A 17,710-nucleotide genomic window follows, 5' to 3' on the forward strand; every position below is an offset into this window, starting at 1 on the left:
TGGATTTAAGGAGGCTGTTGCTGCCAGCACGATTTGATCCGACTGGCAGTTATCGCGATCCAACGAGAGTTAGTACCCGTGCACTAGCTTTTCGCGTCCTAGCCCATGCGGAACTCGAGGCCTACTTCGAAGATCGGGTGCTGGAGGTCTCACTTGCGGCACTTCGAGCTTGGGAAAACGCACGAAAGGTATCCGAGGTCACCCTGCACCTGATAGGCTTTGCCGGTCGCACCTTAGAACTCCCGCCTGATAGCTTATCCAGTGCAGATGTAAGAAAAGCAAAGGAGTGGGCATCGAAAACAACCATTGAGGATCGCCTTTCGAGGTGCGTGTCTGACTTTCAGAGGCGAGTGCGGATTGAGAACCACGGTGTGAAGGAAGCCAATCTACTACAGATGTTGATACCGATCGGCTTCGAAATATCCAAATGCGATGCGGTTTTCTTGGGGAGCATGAACGCGTTTGGTGAAGCGAGGGGGCTGGTTGCCCACACAAGTGGCCGCGCGCATGTTCGCAAGGGTGTAGACCCGAAGGATGAGTACGATAAGCTGCGAGCTATCATCTCCAGCATTGTCCCAATAGATGATGAACTTACGAGACTGCTAAACATGGCGACTGGCTCGTAGGTGTAGCGCCCGACTGAGATTTACGCACGGGGCTGTTAGACGCGCACAGAGGCTCCGGCGGCAAAAGTCGCGCAGGTCAAATCCTCCGCCTCAGTCCGCCGCAATCTCTGCTCTCACCCACAGGCAAACGTTCCTATCACTCGATATGTGACACCCTGGACGGCCGCTTTGCCAACTCCGCCGGCCAGAAGCGGTCAGTCAGGAAGCCACCCCGCACTTGTCATTCCGAGTTAATAGGTCGCCCGGATCGGGAAGTGGGAAGCCATACGATTCGAGCGCAAAAGAGGCGCCCCAAGCGCAGTGTCTAGGCGCAATATCTACGCACCGTCCGCATGTGAAGCTAGCCCCTGTGCCCCTCGTCCGCCTGTTCAATTCGTGGTTGCTCTTGTGGGACTCGAACCCGCAACCGCGTGGTCATCAAATTGTCATTTGTCGTTTCGTGACCGTTTGTAGTCGGTTTTGGGGGTGGTTTTCTTCAAATTCGGACGCGAATCGCAAGCTAGGTGTCAACGGGAGGTGAATTGAAGCGGTGACCTTGCCCTGCTAGAAGCGCATCGCATCAGCGCAGCGACGGTGTGCCTCTGACGACAATTCGTGTCGGTCAGTGCGTTCATAAAGCCTTGAAATTTTTACGGATGTGAGTCCCATCCCCACCAACCACTGTTGGTATTTCGCCTCAAAATTTGTTGGTATCGAGGCGCGTTTTGTACCAACAAATCGCCTGGATGTAGGCGGGTTTCTGCTGAAAACGGCGGACAGCCGTGGACGCAATTTTGTTGGTATTTCAGGGGCTTAACCGGGGATAAGTCCTTGATTTCAAAAGGAAATTGGTGGGCCCGGAGGGACTCGAACCCCCAACCAAGCGGTTATGAGCCGCCGGCTCTAACCATTGAGCTACAGGCCCCACGTCGCTGAACTAGTTGGTTTTTCGCCGAGGCACAAGGTGTTCGCCGCAATCCCCACATAATGAGTGAGTATCGCCCTGAGTTCAGGCACTCTTTCGGAGATCGACATGAACCGCAGATATTTGCCTCTCCTCCTCGCCGCCGCACTCTCGGTTCCCTCCCTCGCCGCGGCGCAGGAGCCGCCACGGCCTCCGCACCAGCCGCGCATCCATGTCGCTGGCGAAGGTGAGGCATCGGTCGCACCGGACATGGCGATCGTCAGCCTGAGCGTCATGCGCGAGGCTGAAACCGCGCGCGAAGCGCTCGACCAAAATAACACGGCCATCGCTGAAGTGATCGCAGCCCTGAAAGAAGCCGGGATCGAGGCGCGTGATTTGCAGACCGCCGGCCTGCAGATCAACCCGCGCTACGTCTTCCCGCAGGACAATTCCGGCGAGCCGCCGCGGATCCAGGGCTACCAGGTGTCGAACACCCTCACCGTCCGCATCCGCGACATTTCCAAGGTCGGCGAGATCATCGACAAGTCGGTCTCGCTCGGCGTCAACCAGGGCGGAAGCATCAGCTTCACCAACAGCGATTCGTCAGCGACTGTGACCGAGGCGCGCAAGCGCGCGGTGAAGGATGCGGTCAGCCGCGCGACGACGCTGGCGGAAGCTGCCGGCGTGAAACTCGGGTCGATCGTCGAGATCAGTGAGCACTCGATGATGCCGCAGCCGATGCCGATCAGCGCGCGTGCATTCAAGATGGAAGCTGCCGCTGCCGATGCGGTGCCGGTGGAGGCCGGGGAGAACACTTACCGCGTACAGGTGAGCGTCACATTCGAGATCGCGCAGTAGCTAAAAGCGATTCGGGATCAACAGGCTGAGGCGGGATTCTGAATCAGTTTGTCCGGTAGTTGCATCACATTCTCCGAAGCGAAAAAGCCCGGCATCGCTGCCGGGCTTTTTGCTGGAGGATGGTGTCCCTAGCCTAACGGAGGGTCGAGCAGCCGTTAACGTTCGCGAAGGCGATCGTGTGGAAACGACGGCCGTGGCGGCGTCCCTCGACCTCGATCACACGGCGGTTCTCACGGACGACGGCAACGTCGCGAAGGCCCATGCGGCTCGCCTTGCGGACCGCCTCGCGCGGCGAGCAGTGGCCGCGGACGTGGTGGCGCGGCGGATGGTGACGGTCGGGACCGCGGAAGTCGCGGCGGTCGCGGTCGTTAAAGTGGAAACCCACTCCGCCATTGCCGAAGCCGAGGTAGAAACCGCCGGTCTGCGCCTGCGCAGCGGACGGAATGGACGCGATGGCTCCGAGGCCGATCAGGGCGGAAAGAACTGCGATCTTGGCGAATTTCATCATCAACATTCTCCTGTCGGGCTCAGTTTGTCCTGATTAGATGCCCGCATGATGGTCGAGCGAGGCTGAACGATCTCGGAACTCGTCGTTCATGTGAGGTTCATAATGATGAAAGAGGCACCAACAGGGCCCTAAAGAGGCTAGAGTGTGCGTGCCCAGAACTGCATCGGCTTCGACGACTCGTCGCTTTCCCCGATGTCCTTCCACGAGAACTCGCAGATGAGTCCCTCGACCTTCTGGTAGCCGCGCTTTGCCCAGAAGGCATCGAGCGGCTGGTAGTTGGCGGGTCGCAGCGGATGGTCAGCCGGCCGGATGACGGCGCAGAACACGCACTTCGAGAAGCCTTGGTCGCGGGCTGCCTGTTCGCGCTCCTCGAAGAAGCGCACCCCGATCCCCTGCCCGCGATAGCCCTTCTGCAGCACCGATTCGCCGAAATAGAAATACTCGCGCGTGTCGAGGCCGCGATCGGCGAACGGCTTGCCGAATTCCTCATGATGATCGGTCAGCGGCGAAGCCGTCGCCGCTCCGATGAGACGCGAGCCGTCCAGCGCACCTATCACCACCGCGCCCGGCGACTTCATGAAGGTCGACAGGTACTGACGCTCGTAGTCTATGTCGCCCTCGTAGAGGTAGGGGAAATCGCGAAAGACCTCGATCCGCAGCCGGGCGAGGTCGTCGAAGGCGGCTTCCGCCTCCGACCGGGTAAGCCGCCGAACGTCAGCCATCTCAGTCCTTCGAAACCTGTGCGATCCAGTCTTCGAGATTGTAGTAGGTCGTCACGCGCGAGATAAGGCCGTTGTCGATATCAAAGAAGATACCGGCCGGCAGGACGTACTTCTGGCCCTTGGCTTCCGGCAGGCCCTCGGCGGTCTCGAGATAGGTGCCGTGGACGGTGAATTCCGCAGCCGCGCGTCCGCCACCCTGAGCGACCATGATGACGACGTCGGTCAGCTCCTCGCGGTAGTGCCGCTTCATCATGCCGTTGAACCAGCGGAACTTGTCCTTGCCGATCTCGCGGCCGCCCTGGTTGATGTCGTGCGCGACGTCTTCCGTCAGGCATGCCAGCATGCCCTCGCTGTCGCCCGCATTGAAGGCGGCGATGTAGCGCTCGATCAGGGCAAGGGTGTTGGCTTCAGTCATGAGGAATTCCCCTTCTCAGTATGATTCGCGGGGAACCATAGCGGCCGGGGAATTTATGCCAAGGGGCAAGCGGCCCCTACGGCTCCTCGTCCAGCATGTGCGCGAAGTAGTCCTCGGGCTCGGAAAGGTCGTCCTCGCTGGCGGTGACGCAGCCCTTGACCGAGATGCCGGCAACATGAACCGTCTCGCGGCTGCCGGACACGAGATGATGCCACCAGTAGAGCGGCTCACCATTGGCAACGAGGCGATAGGCGCAGGTCTTTGGCAGCCAAGTGATCGTGCGCACCTTTTCCGGCGTCAGGCCAACGCAGTCGGGAACCTTCGACAGACGATTGGGATAGTCGCGGCAGCTGCAGGTTTCGTCGTCAAATAGTCGGCAGCCGACGGTAGTCCAGTAGATGTCGCCGGTGTCCTCGTCCTCGAGCTTCGACAGGCAGCATTTGCCACAGCCGTCGCACAGCAGCTCCCACTCCTGCGGGCTCAGTTCCTCGAGCGTCTTTTCCATCCAGAACGGCTGCTGTGTCATGGCTACCGTTTGAGCGCTTGCGGCGGGGGCGTCAAGGGCAAGACGGCCTCCGCCACGAATTTGCCGCGGCTTTGCCCCGCCCCTGCCCAAGATGCCGCCGGGAAGGAACCTTCGGGGGGCGATAGAAGTTGCCGTGCGTTGGGACGACCGGACAGGAGACTACCAAGATGCACACCCGATCCAGTTTTCTAGCAGGCACGGCGCTGGCGCTCGTGATGCTTGCCGGGCAGGCAACCGCTGCACAGCCCGGATTTGCCGAGCCGGTCGCGGCACCAAATGATCATGGCAACCTGATGATCCTGGCGCAGGCTGAGGAAGGCCTGAGCGAAGAGGAACTGCTGCGTCGCCGCGCCGAGGAAGAAGCGGAGCGCGCCCGCCAGGGCGGAGGCCAAGAGCAGCCGGCAGAAGAGGAACAGCAGCAGGAAGCGCCTGCCGAGCAGCCTGCCCCTGCCGAAGAGCCGGCGGCACCGGCCGAGGAAGCTCCAGCTCCTGCTGAGGAAGCACCTGCACCGGAAGAGCAGACTCCTCCTGCTCCTGAAGAAGCGCCGGCTCCTGCTGAGCAAGCCCCTGCGCCTGAGCCTCAGGCTGAGGAGCCACCTGCAGCAGAGGAACCTCCGGCAGAGGCGCCGGCCGCCGAGGAGTCACCTGCAGAGGCTCCAGCCGCGCCTGAAGAGGCAACCCCACCATCCGATGAANGCAAGCCCCTGCGCCTGAGCCTCAGGCTGAGGAGCCTCCAGCCGCTGACGAACCCGCACCACCGGCTGAAGAACCCGCCGAACAACCGGCTGAGGAACAATCCGCGCCTGAAGAGGCAACCCCACCATCCGATGAAGCCCCGACACCAACGCCTGCTCCTGAAGCAGCACCTCAGGATGCCGCTCCTGAGCCTGAGACGCCGGCCGAGGAAACCCCGGAAGCAGCGCCTGCGCCAACTCCCGCGCCCGATGCCCCTACACCTCCGACAGGAGAAGCGCCGACGCCTGCTCCCTCGCCGGATGCTGCCCCTGCAGATGAGGCTCCTGCTGAAGAACAGCCCGCCGCCCCTGCGGAACAGCCGGCTGAAGGCGCGCCGCCCGCTCCTGCACAGGAAGCACCCGCCGCTCCGCAGGAAGGCGCTGCTCCTCCGGCCGAAGGTCAGCCTCCGGTTACGGAAGGCGCCAGCGAACCGATTGGCGACCAGGCTCCGCTACTCGACAGCGCCAAGGAAGCCCCTGCTCCCGCGCAAGAGGGTGGCCAGCCAGCTCCGGATGCCGTCCAGCAGCCAGCACAGGCTCCGGCAGCCCCTGCCGGACCACCGCCGACAACGGATGTCGAGGCGCAGCAGCTTGAGCAGCCGGTCGAGTTCCGCTCGCTGCGCGAAGAGCAAGGTCAGCGCATCGACAATTTCGAGGGCCGCCGCGAGCGCTGGGAGGGCGCCGAACCAGTCCGCGAGTTTGGCGACCGCACGGTGATCCAGTTCAACAACCAGATCATCGTCCGCAGCGACGATCGCGACCGCATCGGACGCGACGCGCAGGAAGTCTACTACGAGGAGCTGCCGCGCGGCCGCTACCGCGAGACCGTCGTGCGCCCGAATGGGGTGCAGGTCGTGACGGTATATGACCGCTACGGCGACGTGGTGGAGCGCTCACGCTTCACCTCAGACGGGCGCGAATATGTGCTTGTCTATTCCGACGGTGGGCGCCGTGACCGTGACGATCGCCGCCGTAGCTGGCGCGATCCGGGCCAGGATCTTCCGCCGCTGCGCCTGACCATTCCCGCTAATGAGTATATCCTCGACGCTGGCGGGGTCCAGGACGAGGATGTCTACTACGAGTTCCTTGAGCAGCCGCCGGTCGAGCCGGTCCGGCGCCTCTACTCGGTTGACGAGGTCCGTTACTCGGCCCGTGTCCGAGACAGCGTCCGCCGCGTCGAGCTCGATACGATCAACTTCGAGTTCGGCTCTGCCACCATCACGGATGACGCGATCCCGAGGCTCGAGGGCGTGGCGAATGCCATGAACAAGCTGCTCGAGAAGAACCCCGGCGAGGTGTTCCTGATTGAGGGTCACACTGACGCTGTCGGCTCAAATGAGGCGAACCTGGCCCTCTCCGACCGCCGGGCTGAGTCCATCGCGACCGCCCTGACCAACGTGTTCGGCATCCCGCCCGAAAATCTGGTCACGCAGGGCTACGGCGAGACCTACCTCAAGGTGAAGACGGAGGAGCCGGAGCGCGAGAACCGCCGTGTTGCGATCCGCCGCATCACCCCGCTGGTCGCTCCGGTCGCAAACGCACAATAATCTCCCCGGAGAAGGTACCCGGCTGGTCCCACCAGCCGGGTTTTCCATGTCTCTTAGAACGCGCGCAGCACCTTCGTCTCGCTACGCTCGAACACCTCGTCTGGCACGAAGAAGTCCGCCGCCAGCTGTTCGGCGCCGGGGGCGTAGGCCGAGAAATCGCTGACGCCTTCTCCCTTCAGCACCTCCTCGTCGATGAAGAAGTTGCCGGTCGTCTCACGCGCGGGACGGTTGACGATCGCATAGGCGGCATCCGCCATGATCTGCGGCGACCTGCTCATCGAGGCAACTGCTTCTCCACCAAGGAGGTTGCGCACGGCCGCAGTGTCGATTGCGGTCAGCGGCCACAGCGAATTCACAGCGATCCCCTCACTCGCGAACTCAGCGCTCATGCCGAGCGTGCACATCGACATGCCGTATTTCGCCATCGTGTAAGCGACGTGGTTCCTGAACCACTTGGCCTTCATGTCGAGCGGCGGCGCCAGATTCAAAATATGAGGATTGGCCGCCAAGCGCAGGTGCGGAATGCACGTTTTCGAGACGAGGAAAGTGCCGCGCGTATTGATCTGGTGCATCAGATCGAAGCGCTTCATGTCGGTGGCGAGCGTCGGCGTCAGATTAATTGCGCTGGCATTGTTGATGCAGATGTCGATGCCGCCGAACACTTCGACCGTCTTCGCGACCGCCTCGCCGACCTGGGCTTCATCGCGGATATCACAGACCACTGGCAGCGCCTTGCCGCCCGCCTTCTCGATCTCTTCGGCGGCAGTGTAGATCGTCCCCGGCAACTTAGGGTGCGGCTCGGCGGTCTTCGCTGCGATGGTAACGTTTGCGCCGTCGCGCGCGGCGCGCAGGGCGACAGCCAGGCCGATCCCCCGCGAGCCTCCCGAGATGAAAAGCGTCTTCCCCTTGAGCGACATTTATGGCCCTCCCCGTGATCGCGATGGTCAACGTGGAAACCTAGCATGCGTTCGCGCGTCGCGCGGCTGGTTTGTCAGTAGCGGATTTCGGCCCGTTCCGACCTCGTTGAAATCCCGCTCGTCGACACGGTCGCGCTCCTTGAGGAGGCAACGACCCTGTCGTCGCTGATCCGCGCGGTTGCAACGACGCCATAGGCCGCACAGCCTGTGAGCAATCCTGCGATCAGGAGGATCGAAAGACGCTGCATCGCCCTAGCCGAAGATCCGGTCTCCCTGTTCATCGATGACCTGCTGCGCCTTGCGGATGGTGACGTCGATCGCGTCCTGCCTAGACGCAAACCGGTCGGCACGAATGAAGCGGTGCTCCCTGAGTTCGCCGTTGATCTCCTTCGAGATCACGCCGCAGGTCTGGTACTGGCCCCCTTCAAGGTAGGGAGTGGGAAGTATCCTGTAGCCCTTATGCTCGACAGGCTCGCCGGCTTCCTCTTGCTTGGCCGCGCCGCCACCGCCAAACAGCTTCTTCCAGAACGACATCTTCGTCTCCCATCTCTGTCTGGCTTCATCTATGCCGCAGCGGCACTGGAAAGGAAACCGGTCAGCTTGCGAGATGCAGCACGACCTCGCGCCGGTGCGGACGGTCGCGGTGCTCGAACAGATAGATGCCCTGCCAGGTTCCCAATGCAAGCCTGCCACCCATCACAGGGACCGACAGCGAGACCGCGTTGAGCGCCGCCTTGATGTGGGCCGGCATGTCATCCGGCCCTTCGGTGGTGTGCACCATCCAGCGCATCGACGGGTCGTTCGACGGCGGCACCAGCCTCCGGAAGAACTCGTTGAGGTCGCGCTGGACATCCGGATCTGCATTTTCCTGGATGATCAGCGAGCACGAGGTATGGCGCACGAAGACGGTGAACAGGCCGGTTTGGATCCCCGCGTTCCTGACGAAGGCGGATGCCTGGTCGGTGAACTCGTAGAGCCCTTGCCCGTGGGTTGAAATCGTCAGAACCGTCTGCTGCGCCATGCCTGCCTCAAGCGTTTGCCTCGCGCTCCAGCACCTTCTGAACGGCCGGGCGCTGCTTCATCCGTTCGCGGTGCTCCATTACCCGCGGAATGAGCGAGGTGTCGACATTATCACCTTCAATCCACTGCGCGACCGTGAAGAGATAGGAATCGGCGACGGTGTACTGGTCTCCCATCACCCATGGTCCACGGAACATGTTGTCCTCGACCATCTTAAAGCAAGCGGTCACGACCTCCGGCATCTTTCGCTTCATCTCCGCCTGCGCGGCCTCGTCATCAGCCCAGCGGTAAGCGCGCCGTCCGTGCGCGTGCGCGACATGCAGAGTAGAGCAGAGATAGGAATTGAACGCCTGCAGCTCGGCAAAGGCGAAATAGTCGGCGACAGGCGCAAGTGCTGCGCCCGGGAATGACTGCGCGATATAGGCGAGGATCGCCGGGGTCTCGGTGAGGATGCCGCGCGGTGTGACCAGCGCCGGCACGCGCCCCTTCGGGTTTACGCGCAGATATTCCGGCGACTGCTGCTCGTTGGTCGCAAAATCGACCTGGCGCGCCTCGTAGTCAGCGCCTGCTTCCTCAAGCGCGATATGCGACGCGAGCGAACAACCGCCCCGTCCAAAATAAAGGGTCAACATCGGCAAATACCTCCCAATCCGAATGGCCGCAGGCTGGACCGGTTTGCACGCGAATGCAATTGCGGGAGACGCCGATACTGAAAGCCGTCAGACCGGACGCGCCTCGTCCGTGTACTGCTCAGCGAACTCGCCCGTCGGCGGTATGGGCTTGATGATGTCGATGAGGACGCCGTTGGGATCGCTGGTGATGAAGTGGCGCTGGCCGAATGCCTCGTCGCGTAGCGAAAGCAGGATCGGCAACCCCGCAGCCGACAGCCGCGCATGCTCGGCGTCGACATCCTCGACCTCGAAGTTGAGCAGAAGGCCACTCACCCTTCCCCTGCCCTCGGCGGGGATCGTCTTGTGGTCGCCAGCAAGAATGGCGAGGTTGATGGTCTCGTCCTCCGTCGAGGTCAGGTGGACGTACCACTCATTCTCGAAGGCGGGCCTGAACCGGAAGTGCTCGATGTAGAAGCGCGCGGTCCCGGCAACATCGCCGGTCATGATCACGGGGTAGAAGCTGGTCGCCTTCATGGCCTTCCCTTTCGCCTTCTATTCACATACATTCTGTATGTATTCTGACCGTTAACATACAGGCTGCATGCATGCAAGAAGCCGTTTCTGCACGTCGCTCCAATCGGGAGCGCACGGAGGCGACCCGCGCCGCGCTCATCGCGGCCGCGCGTAACCTCTTCATTGAGAAATCATATGCGGAGACAGGAACGCCGGAGATTGTGGCCGCTGCCGGGGTGACCCGTGGGGCGCTCTACCACCACTTCGCCGACAAGCAGGCACTGTTTAGGGCGGCGGAGATCGACGCGGCAACCGAAGCTCCTGCCTCGGTGCGCCAGGCTCTGCTCGACGGGGCGGACGCCTTCTTCCGGGCGATGGCAGTCAACGGACGCACGCGCCTCCTGCTGCTGGACGGGCCGGCAGTCCTCGGCCGGTCGCTCATGGACGAAATCGACGAGCGCTACGGCGGACGCACGCTCGTGGAAGGGCTGACGGCCGCAATGGAAGCGGGCGAACTGCAGCAGCTTCCTGTCCCTGCGCTCGCCGCGCAATTGTCAGCGATGTTCGACCGCGCAGCTCTCGCGATCGAAGCCGGTGCAAGCGTGGAAGATCACCGCAAGGTTTTCGCCGCGATCATTGACGCCCTCTCTACGCGCTAGCTTGTGCCTTCGCAGGCTCCGGCAGCGTGGTGTCGCCCTCGCCCAGCGCGCGCTGCATCATCACCGTGTCGATCCAGCGACCGAACTTGAAGCCAGTCGAGGCGAGCGTGCCGGTGTGATGGAAGCCGAGGCTGCGGTGCAGGTTGATCGAGCCATGGTTGGCGCTGTCGCCGATCACCGCTATCATCTGGCGCCAGGGTCCCCGCTCGCAGCGGCGGATCAGCTCGGTGAGCAGCGCCTTGCCAATGCCGCGCCCACCAAGTCCCGGCGCCACGTAGACCGAATCCTCGATCGAGTAGCGATAGGCAATGCGCGGGCGGAACATCCCTGCATAGGCATAGCCCTGCACCTTGCCATCGATCTCGGCGACAAGATACGGCAGTCCGGACGCGAGAACCGTTTCGCGGCGTTTGCACATTTCCTCGAGGCCCGGAGCAGCCTCCTCGAAGGACGCGGTGCCGTGGAGCACGTGGTGGGCGTAAATCTCCTGGACGACGGTCATGTCCTCGACGGTGCAGTCGCGGACAACGACATCCGCACGCTCCAACTTCTGGTTCATCTGCTGACGCTCATGGAATGGATCAAAGAGGCGATAGCCCGAGGCGGGCGAAGCAGAAGCCTACACCCTCTGCGCGCCCCGCAACAACATCCTGATCGGGACCGAAATCGGCCTGTACACCGTAACCTTCCGCACCGAGGCGCTTATAGACGTGGGTGACGAGGTTCGCCGCCTCGATCACCCAGACCTCTGGTATGCCGTAGGCAGCATAGACGCCGAGCTTTCGCCCGCGGTCATAAGCCAAGCTCGAGTCGGAAATCTCGACGGCCAGCAGGACATGGTGGCCACGCAGGTCACCGGCCAAGAAAAAACCCGGCGCTGAGGCCGGGTTTTGAAGTCTTAGCTGTCGAGGAAGCTGCGCAGCTTGCGGCTGCGGCTCGGGTGCTTCAGCTTGCGAAGCGCCTTCGCCTCGATCTGGCGGATACGCTCCCGCGTCACGGAGAACTGCTGGCCCACCTCCTCGAGGGTGTGGTCGGTGTTCATGCCGATGCCGAAGCGCATGCGCAGCACGCGCTCTTCGCGCGGCGTGAGCGATGCCAGCACGCGCGTGGTCGTCTCGCGCAGGTTCGCTTGGATCGCCGCATCGATTGGCAGCAGAGCGTTTTTGTCCTCGATGAAGTCACCGAGGTGTGAATCTTCCTCGTCGCCCACCGGGGTTTCGAGCGAGATCGGCTCCTTGGCGATCTTCAGGACCTTGCGAACCTTCTCGAGCGGCATCGCCAACTTTTCGGCCAGCTCTTCCGGAGTCGGCTCGCGGCCGATTTCGTGCAGCATCTGGCGCGAGGTACGGACGATCTTGTTGATCGTCTCGATCATGTGCACCGGGATGCGGATCGTGCGTGCCTGGTCGGCGATCGAGCGGGTGATCGCCTGACGGATCCACCACGTCGCGTAGGTCGAGAACTTGTACCCGCGACGGTACTCGAACTTGTCGACCGCCTTCATCAGGCCGATGTTGCCTTCCTGGATGAGGTCCAGGAACTGCAGGCCGCGGTTCGTGTACTTCTTGGCGATCGAGATCACGAGACGCAGGTTCGCCTCGACCATTTCCTTCTTGGCGATTGCGGCTTCGCGCTCGCCCTTCTGGACCTGGTTGACGATCTTGCGGAACTCGGCGATCGAAATGCCGGTTTCGGTGGCGAGGTTCTGGATCTTCGCGCGGATGTCGCGGATGGTGTCCTTCTCGTTCTGGTAGAATTCCTTCCAGCCGCGGCTGGAGAGGTTGGCAATCCGCTTGATCCAGTTCGGATCGAGCTCGCTGCCCTGGTACTCGCGCAGGAAGTCCTCACGGCGGACGCCGTAGCTTTCGGCTAGGCGCAGCAGCTTGCCCTCGTTCTGCACGAGACGCTTGTTGATATCGTAGAGCTGCTCGACCAGTGCCTCAATGCGGGCCTGGTTGAGCGACAGCGACTTCACGGCCGTGACCAGCTGGTCCTTGAGCTGCTTGTAGGAGCGCTCCTGGCTGGACGACAGGCTGCCGGCAGCGGCAAGGCGCTGCTCGACCTGCTGGTCCTGCAGCTTGCGCAGCTTCTTGTAGGTCGAAGCGATGACGTCGAGGGTTTCCATGACCTGCGGGCGAAGCTCAGCTTCCATCGCCGCAAGCGACAGGTTGGTCTCGTCCTCGTCTTCTTCCTCTTCCTCGACCCGGGTCTCGCCGCCGACATTGGTAATGTCGTCGTCTTCACCACGGCGACGACCGGGCTTGGCGTCTTCCTTCGGCTTGGCGTCTTCCTCGATGCGCTCGACGATCGGAGCCTGCTTGGCCTCGGGCCCGGCATAGGTGGCCTCGAGGTCAATGATCTCGCGCAGGAGAATCTTGCCCTCGTTGAGCTCATCGCGCCAGATGATGATGGCCTGGAAGGTCAGCGGGCTCTCGCACAGACCCGCGATCATCGTCTCGCGGCCGGCCTCGATGCGCTTCGCAATCGCGATTTCGCCCTCGCGCGACAGCAGCTCGACCGAGCCCATCTCGCGCAGGTACATGCGGACCGGATCGTCGGTACGGTCGGTCGGCTCTTTCTTGGTCGGCGCGGCCGCCAGCGCGGTGCCGGTCGATTCTGCCAGCTCGGTGGACTCGTCGTCGTCGTCGCTCTCAGCTTCCTCGCCAGCCTCGTCGTCCTCCACGACGTTGATGCCCATGTCGGAGAGCATCGCCATCGTGTCCTCGATCTGCTCCGACGTCACTTCCTCGGAAGGAAGCACGGCATTCAGCTCGTCCATCGTGACATAGCCGCGCTTCTTCGCGACCTTTATCATCTTCTTGACGGCGTCGTCGGAAAGGTCGAGCAGCGGGCCGTCCGGCGCGCCTTCGCGTTCGTTTTCGACCTCTTCCTTCTCTTTCGTCGCCATATTGTCTCTTCTCCAGAGGCTGAAGCTTCAATCGAGGCCTTCAGGGCCTCAGCGCATGTGGCAAATCATCTGAACTTCGCCGGTGAATCGCGATACCTGCTTCTGCCTTAATGCTCGATTAACCCTGTCACATTCGGCATATAGACATCGTCGCGGATCCGACCAGCCGCCGTTGCGTTCACATTTTACGGGCGCTGTTGATTTTTTCCCGGCTCACGGCAGATTTCCATTGATCCTGATTCCGCCAAACGTGCGGAAGGTCAAGCGTCAGAAACCTGATTCGCAGCAAAAAAGCGAATCAAATGCACGACGTGCAGCTTCGGGCAGTGCCACTGGGCCCGAACGTGATGCCTATGTAGGGTGTGTTCTTAATTCTGCAAGTGGCGCGAGTTTGCAACCTTAAATCGCTGCTATCCCCTGCCCGATTGAACGCCGAAGCCGTCAACCAGCGCCTCGAGCCGCTCCAGGTTGGCGATGTCGAGGCTGATCGTGTTGAGCACCTGCAGGAGATGCTGCGAGGTCTGCTCCTCCCCCTTCTCCACCGCATCGGCCAGCGCCTGCTGAACGCTGGCCCGCTGGCGTTTCAGCTCCCGCGCCTTGGTTTGCAATGCCGCTGCCTGGCTAAAAGCCTCGCGTGCATCCTCAATGGCCGCATCCTCTAGCGCCGGCCAGATCCGCGCCTTGCGGACGAGTGCCACCGCCCGCTCCCACGACGCTTCATGCCCTGCAGCCGCCAGAGCGGCGATCAGCGCCTTGCGCTCATGGTCGACGCCATTGGCGAGCGCATCGAGGACCGCCGAGTGCAGCTTGCGAAGCTCCGGATGCGGCAGATCCATGTCGGCGAACTCTTCGAAATGCTCGTCGATCAACTCCGGGTGATTGATCATCGAGACGATCATTGCCGTCTCGCGCAACGGCAAAGTGCCACCGCTCGCGCGAACAAGGGCCGAACGGGCAAGGCTCTCGCTCACTGCGATCCGTCCGGCCGCAATCTGCCCCTGCTTCCCGCCACGCCCGCCGCCGAAGCCACGCTCCCCACCGAAGCGGCTCTTCTGCGGGCCGCGGTCGCGCGGGCCGAAGAAGCTTTGCACCCGGTCGCGCATGTCCTGCTGGTAATGGCGGCGAACACTTTCGTCCTTGATCCGGCCGGTCAGTTCGCGCAGGTTCTTTTCAAGTTCGGCGCGGCGCTCCGGCGTGTCGAAAACGCCACCAGAGGTCTCACGCAGCCACAACAGCTCGGCCAGCGGCCGCGCCTCATTGAGCACGGAGCGGAATGCATCCGGCCCGCCACTGCGGACAAGATCGTCCGGATCCTGGCCCTCCGGCAGCAGCGCAAAGCGTACCGTCTTGCCCGGCTCGATCAGCGGCAGCGCAAGGTCTGCCGCGCGCCATGCCGCCTTGAGGCCGGCCTGGTCGCCGTCGAAGCAGAGGATCGGCTCGCCGGTCATCTTCCAGAGCAGCTCGAGTTGGTTTTCAGTGAGCGCCGTGCCAAGCGGGGCAACGACATGCTCAAACCCCGCCTGCGCCAGGGCAATCACATCCATGTAGCCTTCAACGGCAATGACGGTGCCGGACTTCACCTGCGCCTTGCGAGCCCGGGCGAAGTTGTAGAGCACATTGCCCTTGTGGAAGAGCTCGGTGTCGTTGGAGTTGAGGTACTTTGCCGGAACGTCATTCGACAACGCGCGGCCGCCAAAGGCGATAACCCTGCCCCGCGAATCCTCGATCGGGAACATGACGCGGTCGCGGAACCGGTCGTAGGAAACCGGAATGTCCGGGCCATGGACGACCAGCCCCACCGCCTCGATCTGCTCGCGCGCAACGCCTTTGGTGGCGAGGTATTCCTTCAGGGCGTTGCGGCTGTCCGGGGCATAGCCGAGGCGGAACGCCTGCTGGGTGGCGGAGGAAAGTCCGCGCTCGCGCAGGTAGGCCCTCGCCTTGGCTCCTTCAGCCGCATGCAGCTTTTCCTGGAAGAAGCGGGTCGCCAGCTCCATCACGTCGGTGAGGGTCGCGCGCTCACGCTCCCTGCGCTCGGCCTGCGCGTCGCGCGCCGGCATTGCCACGCCGGCCATTTCGGCGAGGCGCTCCACCGCTTCCGGGAACGCCATGCCGTCGAGCTCGGTCAGGAACTTGAAGTGGTCGCCGGTGACGCCGCAGCCGAAGCAATGGTAGCGGCCCTTGCGATCCTCGCAGTGGAAGGACGGCGACTTCTCGCCGTGAAACGGACAGCAGGCCCAGTAATCCCCGCGCTGGACGTTGGTCTTGCGCCTGTCCCACGTCACGCGGGTACCGACCACGGCCGAGATCGGAACACGATCGCGTATCTCGTCGAGGAAGGATTGCGGAAAGCGCATCGGTCAACCGAACTGACTATGGGAGTCCTATATAGGACGAAGGCGGCGGGGGAAGCGAACGACTTCTCATGGGATCACCAGAATTCACACCCATAAGCGACGCTAGGGGCACCCCTAAGAAAAACCGATATTCGTTTAACCGGCTAACAAGATATCCCTTGGAAAGTAAAAAGCTCTTGCTACCATGGCGGCCATGAATCAAACGGTGATCAACAGGCGAGGCGCGCGCGGCGCGCAGATTTTCGAATGAGCGGCTCGGTCGTTCTTATTCATCTGGCGGGGGCCGTCGCCCTTCTGCTCTGGGCGACGCGCACCGTCCGCACGGGCGTCGAGCGCGCCTATGGCGACATCTTGCGCCGCAAGCTGCGCGGAACGCTGAAGAATCCGATCGCAGCGGCCGCGGCTGGCGCGCTGCTTGCGATCGCCTTCCAAAGTTCCACTGCCGTGGCGCTGCTCGTCGGCTCGTTCGTCGGATCCGGGATCGTTGGCTCCGCCTCGGGCCTGATCGCCGTGCTTGGCGCCGACCTCGGCTCCGCATTCGTCGTCAAGCTGCTGTCCTTCGACCTGTCGCTGCTGGTCCCAATCACCATCTTCTTCGGCACCGCGATCTTCATGGCCACCGAGCGCGCCGCCTGGCGCCAGTTCGGCCGCATTCTGGTCGGCATCGGCCTGCTGCTCCTGTCGCTGCAGCTGATCGGCAGCGCCTCCGAGCCGCTGCGCCACAGCGACCTTTTGCCGATCATCATCAACTATCTCTCCGGCGACGTCGTCACGGCGTTCCTGATCGCAGCTGTGATGACCTGGCTTTTCCATTCGAGCGTCGCCTTCATCCTGCTGGTGGTGGCGCTGGCAACGCGCGGCATCATCCCGGCCGAACTCGGTGTCGTACTAGCGTTGGGCGCCAACCTGGGCGGCGGCCTGATCGCGGCGCTCCTGTCGCGCACCATGCCGGCGCCGAGCCGCGTCGTTCCGCTCGGCAACCTGATCGTCCGCGGCGTCGGAGCTGTAATCGCACTGATCGTGCTTTCGATCTTCAATCCGCCGCTCAGCTACCTCGGCGATACCGCCCCGCTGCAGATTATCCATGCTCACATCGCCTTCAACATCGCGCTGGTCATCCTTGCGATGCCGATCGCAGGCCTCGTCACGAGCATGCTCGAGAGCATGACATCCTCGGCCCAGTCGGCATCGGCACTCGAGGATCGCGAGGCGAGCGCGCTGGATCCGGACGCTCTCAACACGCCGTCCCGCGCCCTCGCCAACGTCACGCGCGCCGTGGTCGGCGTCTGCGAGACGGTCGAGGTGATGCTGAAGAACATCATGGAGCTCTACGAGGAGCCGAGCCGCGAAGGCATGGAAGAGCTCGCATCGCTTGACGACCGCGTCGACCGGAAGCACGCGGCAATCAAGCTCTACCTCGCCCGCATCCCGGCCGAGCAGATGGATGAGCAGGACGTGCAGCGCACGCATGAGCTGCTGGACGCCTGTGTCAAGCTCGAGCAGGTCGGCGACATCATTACCCGCAACATGCTGGTGCATGTCCGCAAGAAGCTCGAGCGCGGGCTCACTTTCACGCCGGAAGGCTGGCGCGAGCTGACCAACCTGCACGCAAGCGTGCTGAACAACGCGCGCCTTGCCTTCAACGTCGTGATTAGCCGCGACCCGGCGACGGCACAGGCGCTGGTTCGCGAGAAGGACCGCATGCGCGATCTCGAACGCGAGACGAGCCAGCGCCACTTCGAGCGCCTGCGTACCGGCACCAAGAAGAGCCTCGAGACGAGCTCGCTCCATCTCGACACGATCCGCGACCTCAAACAGATCAACTCGCTGCTCGCGTCGATGGCGTATCCGGTCCTCGAGGAGCACGGCCTGCTGCGCGGCTCGCGCCTGGCGCAGGCCGCGGAGTAAG

The 17,710-nt window shown here is 62.7% G+C and carries 18 protein-coding genes, 1 tRNA gene and 1 pseudogene; 5 read left to right on the forward strand and 15 right to left on the reverse strand.

Annotated elements, in window-relative coordinates:
• Positions 1–626 (forward strand): hypothetical protein (locus L610_RS20360; RefSeq protein ID WP_210246019.1); only part of this gene is annotated, 626 nt, incomplete at its 5' end.
• Between the two features lie 828 nt (positions 627–1,454).
• Here the strand turns inward: L610_RS20360 and L610_RS13900 are convergent.
• Positions 1,455–1,530: transfer RNA gene (locus tag L610_RS13900), tRNA-Ile, on the reverse strand.
• 108 nt (positions 1,531–1,638) lie between these two features.
• Between L610_RS13900 and L610_RS13905 the strand changes: the two genes are divergently transcribed.
• The gene (locus tag L610_RS13905) at positions 1,639–2,367 is read left to right on the forward strand and encodes an SIMPL domain-containing protein (RefSeq protein WP_024849648.1); all 729 of its coding nucleotides are present in this window, start codon (positions 1,639–1,641) and stop codon (positions 2,365–2,367) included.
• A 133-nt stretch (positions 2,368–2,500) separates the two neighbouring features.
• Here L610_RS13905 and L610_RS13910 read toward each other — a convergent pair whose 3' ends face one another.
• The 5 genes from L610_RS13910 to L610_RS13930 form a co-directional block, all read right to left on the reverse strand.
• Positions 2,501–2,875 (reverse strand): hypothetical protein, encoded by a 375-nt coding sequence (locus L610_RS13910; RefSeq protein ID WP_144705798.1) that lies wholly within the window; start codon positions 2,873–2,875, stop codon positions 2,501–2,503.
• A 137-nt stretch (positions 2,876–3,012) separates the two neighbouring features.
• Positions 3,013–3,597: a GNAT family N-acetyltransferase gene (locus L610_RS13915; protein ID WP_144705800.1), complete on the reverse strand. Its 585-nt coding sequence runs from the start codon at positions 3,595–3,597 to the stop codon at positions 3,013–3,015.
• Between the two features lies 1 nt (position 3,598).
• Positions 3,599–4,012, reverse strand: coding sequence for a ketosteroid isomerase-related protein (locus L610_RS13920; RefSeq protein WP_024849645.1), 414 nt, complete (start codon positions 4,010–4,012; stop codon positions 3,599–3,601).
• A gap of 76 nt (positions 4,013–4,088) precedes the next feature.
• Entirely contained in the window at positions 4,089–4,538 is a 450-nt protein-coding gene (locus L610_RS13925; RefSeq protein ID WP_024849644.1) for a YcgN family cysteine cluster protein, read from the reverse strand.
• 188 nt (positions 4,539–4,726) lie between these two features.
• Complete coding sequence (locus L610_RS13930) at positions 4,727–5,101, reverse strand: hypothetical protein (RefSeq protein ID WP_144705802.1); 375 nt, start codon at positions 5,099–5,101, stop codon at positions 4,727–4,729.
• A gap of 884 nt (positions 5,102–5,985) precedes the next feature.
• Between L610_RS13930 and L610_RS20550 the strand changes: the two genes are divergently transcribed.
• Complete coding sequence (locus L610_RS20550; RefSeq protein ID WP_246659021.1) at positions 5,986–6,819, forward strand: OmpA family protein; 834 nt, start codon at positions 5,986–5,988, stop codon at positions 6,817–6,819.
• A 53-nt stretch (positions 6,820–6,872) separates the two neighbouring features.
• On the opposite strand, the gene L610_RS13940 is transcribed toward L610_RS20550, so the two are convergent.
• From L610_RS13940 to L610_RS13960, 5 genes are all read right to left on the reverse strand, one after another.
• Positions 6,873–7,736 carry an NAD(P)-dependent oxidoreductase gene (locus tag L610_RS13940; protein WP_144705804.1) on the reverse strand — a complete coding sequence of 288 codons (864 nt, stop codon included), beginning with the start codon at positions 7,734–7,736 and terminating at the stop codon, positions 6,873–6,875.
• A 252-nt stretch (positions 7,737–7,988) separates the two neighbouring features.
• Complete coding sequence (locus L610_RS13945) at positions 7,989–8,270, reverse strand: HlyU family transcriptional regulator (protein ID WP_024849641.1); 282 nt, start codon at positions 8,268–8,270, stop codon at positions 7,989–7,991.
• Between the two features lie 61 nt (positions 8,271–8,331).
• Positions 8,332–8,757, reverse strand: coding sequence for a secondary thiamine-phosphate synthase enzyme YjbQ (locus L610_RS13950; protein WP_024849640.1), 426 nt, complete (start codon positions 8,755–8,757; stop codon positions 8,332–8,334).
• A 7-nt stretch (positions 8,758–8,764) separates the two neighbouring features.
• Positions 8,765–9,388: a glutathione S-transferase family protein gene (locus L610_RS13955; RefSeq protein ID WP_144705806.1), complete on the reverse strand. Its 624-nt coding sequence runs from the start codon at positions 9,386–9,388 to the stop codon at positions 8,765–8,767.
• An 87-nt stretch (positions 9,389–9,475) separates the two neighbouring features.
• Positions 9,476–9,901 (reverse strand): VOC family protein, encoded by a 426-nt coding sequence (locus tag L610_RS13960; RefSeq protein ID WP_024849638.1) that lies wholly within the window; start codon positions 9,899–9,901, stop codon positions 9,476–9,478.
• 71 nt (positions 9,902–9,972) lie between these two features.
• Between L610_RS13960 and L610_RS13965 the strand changes: the two genes are divergently transcribed.
• A complete protein-coding gene (locus tag L610_RS13965; RefSeq protein ID WP_144705808.1) occupies positions 9,973–10,539 on the forward strand; it encodes a TetR/AcrR family transcriptional regulator in 567 nt (188 codons plus the stop codon).
• On the opposite strand, the gene L610_RS13970 is transcribed toward L610_RS13965, so the two are convergent.
• From L610_RS13970 to dnaG, 4 genes and pseudogenes are all read right to left on the reverse strand, one after another.
• A complete protein-coding gene (locus tag L610_RS13970) occupies positions 10,529–11,098 on the reverse strand; it encodes a GNAT family N-acetyltransferase (protein WP_144705810.1) in 570 nt (189 codons plus the stop codon). The two genes, L610_RS13965 and L610_RS13970, sit on opposite strands and share 11 nt — an antisense overlap.
• A gap of 22 nt (positions 11,099–11,120) precedes the next feature.
• A pseudogene (locus L610_RS13975) lies at positions 11,121–11,426 on the reverse strand (Uma2 family endonuclease); the annotation flags it as partial.
• Positions 11,427–11,437: 11 nt separating this feature from the next.
• Positions 11,438–13,447 (reverse strand): RNA polymerase sigma factor RpoD, encoded by a 2,010-nt coding sequence (gene rpoD / locus L610_RS13980; RefSeq protein WP_144705812.1) that lies wholly within the window; start codon positions 13,445–13,447, stop codon positions 11,438–11,440.
• Between the two features lie 410 nt (positions 13,448–13,857).
• Positions 13,858–15,801 (reverse strand): DNA primase, encoded by a 1,944-nt coding sequence (dnaG, locus tag L610_RS13985; protein ID WP_144705814.1) that lies wholly within the window; start codon positions 15,799–15,801, stop codon positions 13,858–13,860.
• A gap of 246 nt (positions 15,802–16,047) precedes the next feature.
• Between dnaG and L610_RS13990 the strand changes: the two genes are divergently transcribed.
• On the forward strand, positions 16,048–17,709 hold the full coding sequence (locus L610_RS13990; RefSeq protein WP_024849632.1) for a Na/Pi cotransporter family protein: 1,662 nt from the start codon (positions 16,048–16,050) through the stop codon (positions 17,707–17,709).
• Position 17,710: the final 1 nt, after the last annotated feature.

Source organism: Aminobacter sp. J44, from assembly GCF_007829415.1.
Classification (GTDB): Bacteria; Pseudomonadota; Alphaproteobacteria; order Rhizobiales; family Rhizobiaceae; genus Aerobium.

Coding starts and splice junctions, on each gene's coding strand:
- L610_RS13905 (WP_024849648.1), top strand. CDS start 1,639: ATGAACCGCAGATATTTGCCTCTCCTCCTCGCCGCCGCACTCTCGGTT.
- L610_RS13910 (WP_144705798.1), bottom strand. CDS start 2,875: ATGATGAAATTCGCCAAGATCGCAGTTCTTTCCGCCCTGATCGGCCTC.
- L610_RS13915 (WP_144705800.1), bottom strand. CDS start 3,597: ATGGCTGACGTTCGGCGGCTTACCCGGTCGGAGGCGGAAGCCGCCTTC.
- L610_RS13920 (WP_024849645.1), bottom strand. CDS start 4,012: ATGACTGAAGCCAACACCCTTGCCCTGATCGAGCGCTACATCGCCGCC.
- L610_RS13925 (WP_024849644.1), bottom strand. CDS start 4,538: ATGACACAGCAGCCGTTCTGGATGGAAAAGACGCTCGAGGAACTGAGC.
- L610_RS13940 (WP_144705804.1), bottom strand. CDS start 7,736: ATGTCGCTCAAGGGGAAGACGCTTTTCATCTCGGGAGGCTCGCGGGGG.
- L610_RS13945 (WP_024849641.1), bottom strand. CDS start 8,270: ATGTCGTTCTGGAAGAAGCTGTTTGGCGGTGGCGGCGCGGCCAAGCAA.
- L610_RS13950 (WP_024849640.1), bottom strand. CDS start 8,757: ATGGCGCAGCAGACGGTTCTGACGATTTCAACCCACGGGCAAGGGCTC.
- L610_RS13955 (WP_144705806.1), bottom strand. CDS start 9,388: ATGTTGACCCTTTATTTTGGACGGGGCGGTTGTTCGCTCGCGTCGCAT.
- L610_RS13960 (WP_024849638.1), bottom strand. CDS start 9,901: ATGAAGGCGACCAGCTTCTACCCCGTGATCATGACCGGCGATGTTGCC.
- L610_RS13965 (WP_144705808.1), top strand. CDS start 9,973: ATGCAAGAAGCCGTTTCTGCACGTCGCTCCAATCGGGAGCGCACGGAG.
- L610_RS13970 (WP_144705810.1), bottom strand. CDS start 11,098: ATGAACCAGAAGTTGGAGCGTGCGGATGTCGTTGTCCGCGACTGCACC.
- rpoD (WP_144705812.1), bottom strand. CDS start 13,447: ATGGCGACGAAAGAGAAGGAAGAGGTCGAAAACGAACGCGAAGGCGCG.
- dnaG (WP_144705814.1), bottom strand. CDS start 15,801: ATGCGCTTTCCGCAATCCTTCCTCGACGAGATACGCGATCGTGTTCCG.
- L610_RS13990 (WP_024849632.1), top strand. CDS start 16,048: ATGAGCGGCTCGGTCGTTCTTATTCATCTGGCGGGGGCCGTCGCCCTT.